The sequence below is a fragment of the Sporosarcina sp. NCCP-2222 genome, from assembly GCF_023168145.1.
Classification (GTDB): domain Bacteria; phylum Bacillota; class Bacilli; order Bacillales_A; family Planococcaceae; genus Sporosarcina.
This window is the reverse complement of sequence record NZ_BQYK01000003.1, coordinates 195,163-209,051: the sequence shown is the minus strand read 5'-3', so window position 1 is coordinate 209,051 and position 13,889 is coordinate 195,163. Positions and strand designations below refer to the sequence as shown.

The window sequence follows — 13,889 nt, the reverse complement described above, 5'->3', positions numbered from 1 at the left end:
ATGCAGTTCAGAGATATTGGAGTGTTAGCGGCGGTCATTATGATTGTTGCGATGCTCGTCATCCCGTTGCCGCCTTGGCTTCTAAGTTTTTTGATCATTATCAATATCACATTGGCCTTGCTTGTACTATTGACTGCGATGAATATGCAAGAAGCATTGCAGTTTTCGATTTTTCCCTCGCTCTTATTATTGCTGACCCTCTTCCGTCTTGGCCTGAATGTATCAACTACCCGCGCCATTTTGTCCGAAGGGGATGCAGGCGGGGTTGTAGATACGTTTGGAACATTCGTAACAGGCGGCAATATTGTAGTCGGGCTCGTCGTCTTTGTCATATTAATCATCATCCAGTTTATCGTTATTACGAAAGGATCTGAACGGGTTTCTGAAGTAGCTGCCCGCTTCACACTCGACGCAATGCCTGGGAAGCAGATGAGTATCGATGCAGACTTGAACGCGGGCATGATCTCTGAAACCGAGGCACGCATGCGGCGCGAAAAGGTCAGCAACGAGGCAGATTTCTACGGAGCCATGGACGGTGCCACGAAATTCGTAAAAGGGGATGCGATTGCCGGGATCATCATTGTTATGATCAACTTGCTTGTCGGAATGATTATCGGCGTCGCTCAAATGGGATTGCCATTTGCAGAAGCGGCTACACAATTTTCTCGCCTGACCGTTGGTGATGGTATCGTATCGCAGATTCCGGCGCTTCTAATTTCAACTGCTACCGGTATCGTTGTTACCCGGGCTGCATCTGAAGGCAATCTTGGTATGGATATTACAAAGCAGCTTTTAGGACAGCCGAAATTACTCTATGTCGCTGCGGCTACCATCGGATTACTCGGATTGGCGACGCCGATTAATGATGTCGTAACGATTCCAATTGCCGCGGCATTGGCAGCGGGTGCCTACTTCATGACCCGCAAGCCACAGGAAGATCCGGAAGAATTGTTCGAGATGGAGGAAGAAGTTGAGACGGAAGGGATGAAGAGTCCTGAAAATGTCGTGAACTTGCTGAATGTGGATCCGATTGAATTTGAATTTGGATACGGACTTATTCCTCTTGTGGATGCCCAGCAAGGTGGGGATCTTCTGGACCGAGTTGTTATGATCCGCAGACAGCTGGCACTGGAACTTGGGCTAGTTATCCCGGTTGTTCGAATTCGTGATAATATCCAACTGCAGCCAAACGAATATCGAATTAAAATTAAGGGAAATGAGATGGCACGGGGAGAATTGCTGTTGGATCATTACTTAGCGATGAGCCCTGGTGGAGATGACTCCATTGAAGGCATTGATACGATTGAACCGTCTTTCGGACTTCCTGCAAAATGGATCACTGAATCTGTTAAAGAAGACGCAGAAATTATGGGGTATACAGTTGTCGATCCACCAAGTGTGGTATCCACTCATTTGACGGAAGTAATCCGTGCAAATGCGGCAGATCTGATCGGACGGCAAGAAACCAAGCAGCTTGTTGACCATGTTCGTGAAACGTATCCGATTCTTGTGGATGAACTCACACCTACTCCGTTATCCATCGGAGAAATTCAAAAAGTACTGGCTAAGTTATTAAATGAACATGTTTCAATCCGTAATTTACCGATTATTTTTGAAACATTAGCCGATTATTCGAAGTATACATCAGACGTGGATCTCTTGACAGAGTATGTACGGCAGTCATTAGCAAGACAAATCACAAATCAATATTCGACAGCCGGCCAATCATTGAAAGTGCTGACGGTTTCAGGAAAAGTAGAGAAACTGATAGCAGATCATATCCAACAAACGGAACAAGGGAACTATCTTTCTATCGATCCATCCATTTCCCAAAATATATTGGAATCGATTGCTCGAGAAGTGGAGAGGGTTGCTCTGCTGGATCAATCGCCGATCATCTTGTGTTCCCCGGCAATCCGTATGTATTTAAGGCAAATAACGGAGAGATACTTTCCGCAAATTCCAGTCCTATCCTACAATGAGCTGGAGGCTTCAATAGAAGTACAAAGTGTTGGGGTGGTGGATATTTAATGAAAATGAAAAAGTATACTGCCAATACAATGGTCGAAGCGATGAAAAAAGTCAGGACGGACTTTGGGGAAGATGCGGTCATTCTGAGTTCGACTGTAGTGAAATCAAAAGGCTTCTTAGGACTGTTTCAAAAGAAATCGGTCGAAGTAGTAGCAGGCTTTGACGAGCCTGCTGCAAAACCGGTTCAGCCAGCAGTGTCGATTGTTCCGCAACAAGTTACCGAGATGGCATCTAAACCCGATCTCGATTTATCAAGAGAAATGAAAGAAATGAAACGGCTGCTGAAGCAAATGCAGCAATCGGGTAACATGGATCAGTATCCGGATGACCTTAAACCATTGTTAGTCCATTTAGAAAATCAAGGCTTAGACCGTGGTTTAATTGATCGCATTGGAAATGAAATCTTCTCGAAGATGAAAGCAGAGAAAAGAGATTTTACTCGTACTGAGCAGGTCGAAGCTGCAAAGGCGATTCTTCATGAGGAGTTTGGAAATCTGTCATTCGGCGGTACGGATTTTACAAAGAAATATGTGAATGTTTTAGGGCCGACAGGTGTTGGCAAAACAACAACCATTGCGAAGATTGCGGCTCGCGCTTTATTGGAACGAAAAAAGAAAATAGGCTTCATCACGACGGATACATATCGAATTGCTGCGATCGAACAATTGCGGACGTATGCAAATCTATTACAAGCACCAGTCGAAGTTGCTTATAATGCAAGTGATTTTCAAACGTCAATTGAAAAACTGGCTGACCGCGATTTATTATTCATTGATACAGCAGGCCGCAATTATAAGGAAGAGAAATTTGTCCGTGACCTCCAGTCACTCGTCGATTTCTCGTTGGAAATGGAATTGTATCTAGTCCTTTCGGTTACCTCCAAAGAGGAAGACATGAGAGCAATCATTGATCAATTTAAATCATTGCCGATCCAGCGTTTCATCTTTACCAAAGTAGATGAAACAGGCTCCATCGGACCGATTTTCAACTTAATGAAAGAATATCAGATGGGCGTTGCGTACTATACGGACGGTCAGGAAGTGCCCGAGGATCTTGTAGAAGCAAACTTGGATTCTCTCATTTCCCTGCTGATGAAAGGTGTTTCCCATGCGTGATCAAGCTGAAGCATTGCGCCTTAAAATGTTGAGAGCCCAGGGCGGTTTAGCCAGATCCATTGCGGTAGTCAGTGGCAAGGGTGGTGTAGGCAAATCAAATTTCTCGACTAACTTTGCTTATGCCCTTCAAAATTCCGGGAAAAAAGTAATCATAGTCGATATGGATATTGGAATGGGCAATATTCATATATTGCTAGGCTCTTCGCCTGCCTATAGCTTGAAAGACTATGTAAGCGGCCAGAAAACCCTTCAAGAGGTCATCACAATGGATACAGAAGGGCTTGCTTTTATCTCGGGCGGTTCTGGTCTAGATAGTGTCCTGGACTGGTCTGCAGAAATGTTTAACCGGTTGTTGGAAGCTTTTGATCAATTGCAGCAAGAATACGACTTCATTCTTTTTGATATGGGGGCTGGAGCTACCCAAAGTTCAATCGATCTAATTATTGCTGTTGATGAGGTCATCGTTATTTCGACAACAGAACCAACATCCATCACGGATGCCTATTCCATGATGAAATTCATCTATTTAAAGGATCCTGAGAAACGCTTCCACTTAGTCAGCAATCGGGTGGCTAAACAGGAAGAAGGGTTGGAAGCTGCGAGAAGACTACAGTTTGCCATGAAGAAGTTTTTAAATAAAGAAACGACTATATTAGGCTTTCTGCCAGAGGACCCGGCTGTTCATACCTCTGTTGTTGCTCAGAAGCCATTTCTTCTTTATTTTCCGGATGCACCAGTCTCCAGAAAGATGAAAACCATCGCGACCGCATTCGCAGGGATATCGAGGGAACAAGAGACTTCAAGGGAGCAAAGCTTCCTAGGCAGGTTAAAAAGTCTTTTTTCGAGAGGGCGTGATTAAAAATGCGAGACGTGCGTAAAAAAGTGCTCGTAGTAGATGATTCCGCTTTTATGAGGAAACTGATTTCGGAAATGCTTTCTTCCCATCCTGATCTGGAAGTGATTGCGACTGCGCGAAATGGCAAAGATGCATTGGAAAAAGTTCAATTAATGAAACCTGATGTTGTATCTATGGACATCGAAATGCCCGTTTTGAATGGCTTAGAAGCTCTGAAACTGATTATGGAAACTAATCCAGTGCCAATTGTCATGCTTTCCAGTACGACGGAAATAGGGGCAACCAACACAATGACAGCGATGGAATATGGTGCTGTCGACTTTGTCGCCAAGCCCGGTGGACCCATTTCACTGAATTTAAAGGATGTAGAAAGAGAAATTGTCGAGAAAGTTGTTGCCGCTTCAAAGGTCAAAATTGCCACGCTTACTGCAAAAGCAGGCGGTAGCCAGCAAGTATTGCCGGAAACGTTAAACTCGCTTGCACAAGAGAAATTTGTTCCTAAAGAAGTCGAGTTAAATTCTGCAGTGACGCAGAAAAAGTTTACCAAATCAACTAATACTTTTGTTATAATAGGTACATCGACTGGTGGGCCTAGAGCACTACAAGAAGTTCTGACAAAACTCCCATCCGATATCGGTGTGCCTATTCTAGTAGTGCAGCATATGCCGCCCGGATTTACGAAGTCTTTAGCAGATCGATTGGATGGTCTGAGCGGCATTCACGTTAAAGAGGCTATAGACGGAGAGTTGCTTTCAGGTGGGACGGCTTATATTGCACCCGGTGGTAAACATTTGAAAATCGTTAAAATTGGTACCGCTTTTTGTGTCCGTCTTGATTCTGAGGAATTGCCGAGAATGGGACATCGTCCATCTGTGGATGTTTTGTTCGAATCAGCCGCCGCAATCCAGGATGCCCGATTTGTCGCAGTCGTTATGACAGGCATGGGCCATGATGGAAAAGCAGGCATGCAAATATTGAAAAAAAGAAGGAATGCCTTTTGCATAGCCGAGTCAGAGAAAACTTCTGTCATTTATGGGATGCCAAAAGCGATCATTGAATCAGGACTTGCCGATCAAGTCGTTGATTTACAAAACATTGCATCGACAATCGTGCAAAGCCTAAAACAATAAGGGGGCATTTAGTGATGGAAACGAATCAATATTTGGAAATGTTTCTGGACGAAAGTAAAGAGCATCTTCAATCATGCAACGAACATTTGCTGGAACTCGAAAACAATCCTCAAGATTTAGCGATTGTAAACGAAGTTTTCCGATCTGCTCATACTTTGAAAGGCATGTCTGCAACAATGGGATACGAAGACATAGCCGATTTGACACATAAAATGGAGAACGTATTGGATGCAATTCGGAATTCCAAAATTGAAGTGACGACCGAAATCTTGGATGTTGTGTTTAAAGCAGTTGATTATCTAGAAGAAATGGTTCTAGATATAGAAGCTGGCGGTACAGGCAAGAAGGATGTATCTGAGCTCGTCTCCATACTCAATCGCATCGAAGCGGGAGAACATGTTGCTGAAGCATCTTCAGCTGCTGAAACTGCAGCCGCTGTCTTAGAGGAAGCAACGGATATTCCGGCTGCTCCTGCAATGGACTATGATGAATTCGAATTAACTGTTATCGGGCAATCAGCAGAACAAGGGTTTACAGCGTATGAAGTAACTGTAGAATTGCGGGAAGACTGCCTTCTCAAAGCGGCCCGTGTATTTATGGTCTTTGAAATATTGGAGAAGTCCGGTGAAGTAATCAAGTCCATTCCGAATGTGGAACAATTGGAGAATGAAGATTTTGATGAGAAATTCACTGTTGTTTTATTGACAAAAGAAGATGTCGGCTCCATTTCCGCTAAAGTGATGAAAGTATCTGAGGTAGAACATGTTCAAGTTCTGCCGATTTATGTAGAGTCTTTAAAAGAAGAAAAGCGCGCCAAAGAAGAGAATGCTTCCAAGCTTATCGTTGAAGAGGCAGAAACGAAGCAAAAGCCGGCGAAAGAAGAAACAGCTAAACAACAAAGCAAAAGAAGCACAGCTGCAAGCCATTCCAATAAAACAATCCGTGTGAATATCGATCGTCTCGATGTATTAATGAACCTATTCGAGGAATTGGTAATTGACCGTGGGCGTCTGCAATCCATTGCAACTGAACTGCATAATCCGGATTTAAATGAAACAGTGGAAAGAATGACGCGGGTGTCCGGAGATCTCCAAAATATCATTTTGAATATGCGGATGATTCCAGTGGAAACGGTATTTAATCGATTCCCTAAAATGGTAAGACAATTGGCAAGGGACTTGGACAAAAAGATTAAGTTGGAAATTATCGGTGCGGAAACGGAGCTGGATCGAACTGTAATTGACGAAATCGGCGATCCGCTCGTCCATCTTATCCGCAATGCTTTGGATCATGGAGTTGAAAGTCCTGCAGAGCGCATTGCAAAAGGCAAACCTGAAGAGGGAACTGTCACGCTGCGTGCCTACCATTCGGGAAACCATGTTTTTATCGAACTGGAAGATGACGGCGCTGGCGTTAATCGTGAGCGTGTCCTTGCCAAAGCATTGGAGAGAGGCATTATTACCGAAGAATCCGCAGCAACAATGACGGATAAACAAGTGGCTGAATTAATTTTGGCTTCCGGTTTTTCCACTGCTGAAAAGATTACTGATGTTTCAGGGAGAGGCGTCGGTCTCGATGTGGTAAAGAGCACAATCGAATCTCTTGGCGGCTATATTACCATCGATTCCAAAGAGGGACAAGGTTCCCTTTTCCAAGTGCAGCTGCCATTGACGTTGTCGATTATTTCGGTCATGTTGGTAGAGTTGGACAAAGATATTTATGCAATTCCGTTATCATCGATCATCGAAACAGCAATCATCCAAACATCAGATATTATGAATGCGCATAATCAAAAAGTCATTGACTTCCGCGGCAATATTGTCCCGTTGGTCAACCTGAAGGATATTTTCGAAATGGAAGACGGAGACGTTCGTTCAGATGGCTTCCAGTCTGTCGTTATTGTCCGAAAAGGAGAGAAGTTGGCTGGACTGGTCGTAGACTCCTTTATTGGCCAACAGGAAATTGTTCTAAAATCCCTGGGCAACTACTTGCAAAGTGTCTTTGCGATTTCAGGAGCGACTATTCTCGGTAATGGTCAAGTCGCCCTGATTGTAGATTGCAATGCATTAATAAAATAGGAAGGGGAGACTGAAATGCCAGAGTTAGTCGGACAAGATACTGTAAAATCCATCGTGTTTCAATTGTTGGATAAGGAATATGCGATGGAAGTCGATGTCGTAGAAGGTATAGAAAAATTAATGTCCATAACCCGCGTGCCGAAAACACCTTCTTATGTAAAGGGAGTTATCAATTTGCGCGGTGTCGTCACACCGATTGTAGATTTGCGGGAACGATTCGGTCTTGAAACGAAAGAGATGGACGATAATAACCGGATCATTATAGTTTCTTTACAGGATTTTGAAGTTGGATTAATTGTTGATGCGGCCAACGATGTCATCGATATCCCTCTTCGTTCCATCGAACCGCAGCCAGAAGTGGTCGGATCGGTAGAGTCTGAATTCATTTCAGGCGTGGTAAAATTGGATAAACGCCTTTTAGTTATGCTGAATCTCGATAAAGTGCTGCAGCCGTTGAAACGGGTGTCTTCAGATGAATACTAATAATCCGATTACAGACATGCATCTGGATGTTCTAAAGGAAATTGGGAATATTGGAGCAGCCCATGCGGCTACTTCTTTATCCCAATTGCTTGGCAGGAAAATTGATATGCATGTGCCGAATGTGCGGCTAGTTTCTTTTGATGACATGTTTGAGATGGCTGGGGGGTCCGAAAAGATTGTCGCGGGCATCTATTTACGAATCGAGGGCGATTTATCGGGCAGTATGTTTTTCGTTTTGCCCATCGAATCGGCCAACCATTTTATTCAAAGGCTTATTGGGGACGAATCATTTCATTTCAATCAACATCCTATTCCTGAAATGGGCGTTTCTGCGATGCAGGAGTTAGGCAACATTCTGTCCGGCTCCTATCTTTCAGCCTTATCGGATTTCACAGGGCTGAATATCTATCCGACTGTACCGTCGCTAAGTGTCGACATGGTAGGTGCCATTGTCAGCTTTGGCCTTATTGAAGTTTCACAGTATAGTGATGAGGTCATAGTCATTAATACAAGAATACAAGAAGAAGACGAGGACGGATCGTCGAGTGTAGACGGGCATTTCTTCTTGATGCCGGATCCGCCATCCTATTTGACTATTTTCCGTTCGTTAGGTGTGTTGTAACATGCAGGCGTTGAAACAGGTTGTCCGGGTCGGTATTGCCGATCTGAACATTGCAAAGGTACCGGAAACGATCCGGACGTCAGGGCTCGGTTCATGTGTGGGTGTCGTGTTATATGACGAGAAAAAGAAAATTGCCGGCCTGCTGCATGTGATGCTGCCTGATTCCAGTCTAGGCAAATCAGATAAAATCAATATGGCGAAATTTGCGGATACCGGAATTTATGCACTTATGGAAGCGTTGAAAGCGGAAGGGGTGCGCCCGCTGGCATTGAAAGCAAAAATAGCTGGAGGAGCCCAGATGTTTCAATTCGGTTCAAGTGATACGACACGTATCGGTCCGCGCAATGTGGAAGCCGTAAAAAAAGAACTTAGCCGGCTATCTATTCCAATTGTCGCAGAAGATACAGGCGGGTCAAGCGGACGGACGATTGAATTCGATCCAGCTACAAGCATCCTGAGCATCCGGACAGTAAACGCTGGCACGCATGAGATCTGATTAGATCATTTATATCGTAAGTGGCGGCTGAACGATTCAGTCGCCTTTTTTCGCTATAATTTGATATACTTAATACATAAAATTTGTTCTGATATTAATAGATTCATTCTGGAAAGCGAGGGGTTCGATGTCCAGCCAGAGTATGACAGAAGAAGAATGTTGGAGGCAATGGTTAACGGATAGGGATGCGGAGGCGGGCGATATGCTCGTACGTAAGTATACTCCTCTCGTTAATTACCATGTGCAGCGAATCAGCTCAGGGCTTCCGCGGAATGTTTCGCGAGACGACATTAAAAGTTTGGGATTTCAAGGCCTGTTTGATGCTTTGACAAAGTTCGATCCAGGACGCGATCTGAAATTTGATACGTATGCCTCTTTTCGAATACGCGGTACGATCATCGATGGCCTGCGAAAAGAAGATTGGCTGCCCCGTTCCGCGAGAGAGAAATCGAAGAAGATGGAAGAGGAAATCATTAGGCTGGAACAGAAACTGCTCCGGCATGCGACTCCGGAAGAAGTGGCTCAGCATCTGGGATTGACGGTTGAGGATGTTTACCAAACTGTCCATGAAAATTATTTTTCCAATATCTTATCGATCGATGAAAGGATGAGCGATGAGGATGAGGATAGCCAAAAGTCGTTTGTCATTAAGGATGAGACGCAAAGAACACCCGAGCAAAGTGCTATGATGAATGAGCTGGTTGGAGATCTATCGTTGAAAATCAAGCAGCTGAACAAAAATGAGCAACTCGTCTTAAGTTTGTTTTATACCGAAGAGATGACCTTGACAGAAATAGGTGAAATTCTTAATCTCTCGACTTCACGAATTTCTCAAATCCATTCCAAGGCATTATTTAAACTGCGGAAATTGCTGTCGCCAGAAATTATTGACGGGGGGATCCTATGAGCCTCAAAGGCATAGAACTTCAAATCGCGATTCCTAAGACCTTCGACGCTGGCAAAATGGCAGAGCAAAAGCAGCAGATGATCCAAGCGGGACAAGACCATGCAGGTGTATTGACGGAAAAAGAACAAGCCAAAATTCGGGAAACGGTAATAAAATCAGATCGCTCCGCCAAAACCGACTCCGATTCCAAAAACGGGGACTCAGAACAAACACCAAGGGAACAGTCCCGGCAGAAGAAAAACAACAAAGAAAGTGAGATGGCGCATCCATACAAAGGTGCTTTCGTCGACTTTACGGGGTAATCAAACATGGTCATCTTTTTAATTATCTTATTCATATTACAGCTTATCACTTTTTATTTTATTGCCCTCCTTTACATGCGCATGGCTAAATTCGACAAACTTGAAACGAAGCAACAAAAACTGATGTCCGAAATGGATGATGCCATAGCAGCCTATTTAACTGAATTAAAGGATGAGAATGATCGGTTGATCCGCCTGTTGGAAAAACGATTGGATGACGAGGTGGAGCCGGCTGAAAAGGATAGCCAGAAAGAAAAGTTGCACATGGCTCCTGCACCATCGGAAAAGGGGCAAAACCAAAAGCCAGTCATTCCGGTTCAAGTGGCTCTTCAGTCATATAAATCCTTCTCAAAACCATCTGTTGCAGACAACCAAGAGGAAGAAGACGATCGGTCAAGAGCGTTGAAGCTCCAAAAAAATGGCTGGTCTGTGGAAGAAATCGCCCGTGAGCTTGGGAAAGGGAAAACGGAAATTGAATTGATCTTAAAATTCAAGTGAACCGAGTTGCATTCGACAAAAGCTTATGGTATATTATCAAATGGTGTTACTACACACGTATGTGGATGGCGAAGAGGGTGCCGGAAGGTAGCTTCGCTGGATGAAACATGCGGAGGAAACTAACCAAATAGGAGGAAGAACAAATGTCTGTTATTTCAATGAAGCAATTGCTTGAAGCAGGTGTACATTTCGGACACCAAACACGCCGTTGGAACCCAAAAATGAAGAAATTCATTTTCCAAGAGCGTAACGGTATTTATATCATCGACTTGCAAAAAACTGTAAAGAAACTTGAGGAAGCATATGACTTTATGCGTCAAGTTGGTGCTGACGGAGGGAAAGTCCTATTCGTCGGTACGAAAAAACAAGCGCAAGAAGCGATTAAAGAAGAAGCAGAACGCGCTGGCATGTACTACATCAACCAACGCTGGCTTGGTGGTACACTTACAAACTTCGGCACAATCCAAAAGCGGGTTGCTCGCATGAAGAAAATCGAAGCTATGGAAGAAGACGGCACATTCGCAGTACTTCCTAAAAAAGAAGTTTCTCAACTTAGAAAAGAACACGAACGCCTTGTTAAATTCCTTGGCGGTATCCGTGACATGAAATCTTTACCGGATGTCATCTTTGTTGTAGACCCACGCAAAGAGCGCATCGCGGTTGCTGAAGCGATCAAATTGAACATTCCGCTAGTTGGTATTGTCGATACAAACTGCGATCCTGATGAAATCGATTATGTCATCCCTGCAAACGACGATGCAATCCGTGCAGTTCGTCTTCTTACAAGCAAAATGGCTGACGCGTTGATCGAATCAAGACAAGGCGCAGACGAAGAAGTAACGGCAGAAGAAGAAGCAGAAACAGTAGCTGCAGAGTAATAGTTCAAATGAAGAGACGATAAGCGGCCAATCCACTTATCGTCTTTTTTAAAGAGCAACTGCAAAATAATCTTACTATCAGGAGGAATGGAAAATGGCAATTACAGCTCAAATGGTAAAAGAATTGCGTGAAAAAACAGGCGCAGGTATGATGGACTGCAAAAAAGCACTTACTGAAGTGAATGGTGACATGGATGCGGCAGTAGACTTCCTTCGTGAAAAAGGTCTTTCTAGCGCTGCTAAGAAAGCAGACCGTATCGCTGCTGAAGGTACAACATATATCCTAGTAGACGGTAACGACGCTGTCATTCTTGAAGTGAATGCAGAAACTGACTTCGTTGCGAAAAACGAAGCTTTCCAAACACTTGTTAAAGAACTTGCTGAGCACCTATTGGCTGCAAAACCTGCATCCATTGAAGAAGCAATCGAATCAAAAATGTCCAATGGCTCATCTGTAGCAGACCACATTTCTAATGCGGTTGCAAAAATCGGAGAAAAAATCACACTTCGCCGTTTTGAAGTGCGCACTAAAACAGACAGCGATGCTTTCGGTCCATACCTTCACATGGGCGGACGGATTGCAGTTCTTACAGTTCTTGAAGGAACTACAGATGCAGAAGCGGCAAAAGACGTTGCTATGCATATCGCTGCATTGAACCCTAAATACATTTCCCGCGACCAAGTTTCTGAAGAAGAAGTTGAGCATGAACGCAAAATCTTGACAGAACAAGCTTTGAACGAAGGCAAGCCTGAAAACATCGTTGCGAAAATGGTAGAAGGCCGTCTTGGCAAGTATTTCGAAGAAATCTGTGTCCTTGACCAAGCGTTTGTTAAAAACTCAGACCAAAAAGTTGGCGATTTCGTAAAATCAACTGGCGGCACATTGAAAGAATTCATCCGCTACGCAGTTGGTGAAGGAATCGAAAAACGCGAAGATAACTTTGCAGATGAAGTAATGAGCCAAGTAAAAGGCAACTAAGCTGTCTAAAAATCCTTTGAAACGCAATATACTATATGGAGTAGGGAACACTTCGATGTGTTCCCTATTTTTCGAGAAAACTGAGTAGATGGAGGGTACATATGAACGTCCCAAAATATAAACGGATTGTCTTGAAACTTAGCGGAGAGGCACTCGCGGGAGATAAAGGCTACGGTCTTTCCCCAGAAATCGTGAAATCTGTTGCATCACAAGTGAAAGAAGTCGTCGATCTAGGTGTTGAAGTTGCAGTTGTTGTTGGCGGCGGCAATTATTGGCGAGGCAAGGTCGGTAGCGAAATGGGAATGGATCGGACCACTGCTGATTATATGGGTATGCTCGCGACAGTCATGAATTCATTGGCGCTTCAAGACTCGTTGGAAAAGTTGGGAGTTGAAACACGTGTTTCTTCTTCAATCGATATGAGACAGGTAGCTGAACCATATATCCGGCGCAAGGCGATCCGACATCTGGAGAAAAAGCGTGTCGTCATTTTTGCGGCAGGTACGGGGAACCCGTATTTTTCTACGGACACGACCGCTGCATTGCGTGCGGCCGAAATAGAGGCAGACGTCATTTTAATGGCGAAAAATAATGTGGATGGTGTCTATTCAGCTGACCCGATGAAAGATGAGACAGCTGTTAAGTATACCGAACTCTCCTACTTGGAAGTGATTAGCCAAGGACTGGAAGTCATGGATTCCACTGCGTCGACCCTATGTATGGACAATGATATCCCTCTCGTAGTATTCTCGATTATGGATAATGGAAATATTAAAAAAGCCGTACTGGGTGAACCGATTGGTACGGTTGTCAGGAGGAAAGGGTAATGTCTAAAGCAGTTTTGGATCAAACGAAGGACCGCATGGATAAGGCGATCGCCGCTCTGACTAGAGAGCTGGCATCCATTCGTGCAGGACGTGCGAACGCATCTTTGTTAGACAGAATTACAGTCGATTACTATGGAGCCCCAACACCGTTGAACCAAATGGCGGGAATTTCGACGCCGGAACCTAGATTGCTCGTCATTCAGCCGTATGACAAGTCAATCCTTGGCGACATCGAGAAAGCGATCATGAAGTCGGATATTGGAATTACACCATCAAACGACGGATCGATCATTCGTCTTGCTGTCCCTGCTTTAACAGAAGAGCGACGTAAAGAACTAGTGAAATTGGTTAAAAAAGAAGGAGAAGATTCCAAAGTCGCAATCCGAAATATTCGCCGTGATGGTAACGACGAATTGAAGAAACTTGAAAAAGCCGGTGATATCACTGAAGACGAACTTCGCCGTGAAAGTGATGAAATCCAAAAATTGACTGATTCATTTATCGAAAAGATCGACAGCATTGCAAAAGATAAAGAAAATGAAATTATGGAAATCTGATAGAAGAACTTTCTATATTCCGGGACGTCCTACTTTCAGGACGTCCCTTTCACATGTTTATACTCCCGTGGACCATGCAGAGTGGAGACGGAATAAGAAAGCAAAACTGCCTTAGAAGTTGCATATTCAC

At 44.0% G+C, this 13,889-nt stretch carries 15 protein-coding genes; all 15 read left to right on the top strand.

Translation table 11 applies throughout. The features are described from left to right. The 15 genes from flhA (at position 1) to frr (ending at position 13,759) form a co-directional block, all read left to right on the top strand. A complete protein-coding gene (gene flhA, locus NCCP2222_RS07810; protein ID WP_248511259.1) occupies positions 1 to 2,031 on the top strand; it encodes a flagellar biosynthesis protein FlhA in 2,031 nt (676 codons plus the stop codon). Continuing rightward, complete coding sequence (flhF, locus tag NCCP2222_RS07805) at positions 2,031 to 3,146, top strand: flagellar biosynthesis GTPase FlhF (RefSeq protein ID WP_248511257.1); 1,116 nt, start codon at positions 2,031 to 2,033, stop codon at positions 3,144 to 3,146. Before flhA ends, flhF begins: the two co-directional genes overlap by 1 nt. Beyond that, on the top strand, positions 3,139 to 4,005 hold the full coding sequence (locus NCCP2222_RS07800; RefSeq protein WP_248511255.1) for a MinD/ParA family protein: 867 nt from the start codon (positions 3,139 to 3,141) through the stop codon (positions 4,003 to 4,005). Before flhF ends, NCCP2222_RS07800 begins: the two co-directional genes overlap by 8 nt. A gap of 2 nt (positions 4,006 to 4,007) precedes the next feature. Then, on the top strand, positions 4,008 to 5,132 hold the full coding sequence (locus NCCP2222_RS07795; RefSeq protein WP_248511253.1) for a protein-glutamate methylesterase/protein-glutamine glutaminase: 1,125 nt from the start codon (positions 4,008 to 4,010) through the stop codon (positions 5,130 to 5,132). 14 nt (positions 5,133 to 5,146) lie between these two features. Beyond that, the gene (locus NCCP2222_RS07790) at positions 5,147 to 7,210 is read left to right on the top strand and encodes a chemotaxis protein CheA (RefSeq protein WP_248511251.1); all 2,064 of its coding nucleotides are present in this window, start codon (positions 5,147 to 5,149) and stop codon (positions 7,208 to 7,210) included. Positions 7,211 to 7,225: 15 nt separating this feature from the next. Beyond that, positions 7,226 to 7,693 carry a chemotaxis protein CheW gene (locus tag NCCP2222_RS07785; RefSeq protein ID WP_238084038.1) on the top strand — a complete coding sequence of 156 codons (468 nt, stop codon included), beginning with the start codon at positions 7,226 to 7,228 and terminating at the stop codon, positions 7,691 to 7,693. Continuing rightward, complete coding sequence (locus NCCP2222_RS07780) at positions 7,683 to 8,315, top strand: chemotaxis protein CheC (RefSeq protein WP_248511250.1); 633 nt, start codon at positions 7,683 to 7,685, stop codon at positions 8,313 to 8,315. The genes NCCP2222_RS07785 and NCCP2222_RS07780 overlap by 11 nt, the downstream gene beginning before the upstream one ends. 1 nt (position 8,316) lies before the next feature. Next, on the top strand, positions 8,317 to 8,811 hold the full coding sequence (locus NCCP2222_RS07775; protein WP_248511249.1) for a chemotaxis protein CheD: 495 nt from the start codon (positions 8,317 to 8,319) through the stop codon (positions 8,809 to 8,811). A gap of 127 nt (positions 8,812 to 8,938) precedes the next feature. Continuing rightward, positions 8,939 to 9,718 (top strand): FliA/WhiG family RNA polymerase sigma factor, encoded by a 780-nt coding sequence (locus tag NCCP2222_RS07770; RefSeq protein ID WP_248511248.1) that lies wholly within the window; start codon positions 8,939 to 8,941, stop codon positions 9,716 to 9,718. Continuing rightward, positions 9,715 to 10,020, top strand: a complete 306-nt coding sequence (locus tag NCCP2222_RS07765; RefSeq protein ID WP_248511247.1) for an RNA polymerase subunit sigma — start codon at positions 9,715 to 9,717, stop codon at positions 10,018 to 10,020. Before NCCP2222_RS07770 ends, NCCP2222_RS07765 begins: the two co-directional genes overlap by 4 nt. Before the next feature lie 6 nt (positions 10,021 to 10,026). Then, the gene (locus NCCP2222_RS07760; protein WP_248511246.1) at positions 10,027 to 10,518 is read left to right on the top strand and encodes a DUF6115 domain-containing protein; all 492 of its coding nucleotides are present in this window, start codon (positions 10,027 to 10,029) and stop codon (positions 10,516 to 10,518) included. A 143-nt stretch (positions 10,519 to 10,661) separates the two neighbouring features. Further along, a complete protein-coding gene (rpsB, locus tag NCCP2222_RS07755) occupies positions 10,662 to 11,396 on the top strand; it encodes a 30S ribosomal protein S2 (protein ID WP_248511245.1) in 735 nt (244 codons plus the stop codon). A gap of 94 nt (positions 11,397 to 11,490) precedes the next feature. After that, entirely contained in the window at positions 11,491 to 12,375 is an 885-nt protein-coding gene (tsf, locus tag NCCP2222_RS07750; RefSeq protein ID WP_238084019.1) for a translation elongation factor Ts, read from the top strand. A 101-nt stretch (positions 12,376 to 12,476) separates the two neighbouring features. Then, a complete protein-coding gene (gene pyrH, locus NCCP2222_RS07745; RefSeq protein WP_238084016.1) occupies positions 12,477 to 13,202 on the top strand; it encodes a UMP kinase in 726 nt (241 codons plus the stop codon). Next, entirely contained in the window at positions 13,202 to 13,759 is a 558-nt protein-coding gene (frr, locus tag NCCP2222_RS07740) for a ribosome recycling factor (protein WP_248511244.1), read from the top strand. The genes pyrH and frr overlap by 1 nt, the downstream gene beginning before the upstream one ends. Positions 13,760 to 13,889 lie beyond the last annotated feature (130 nt).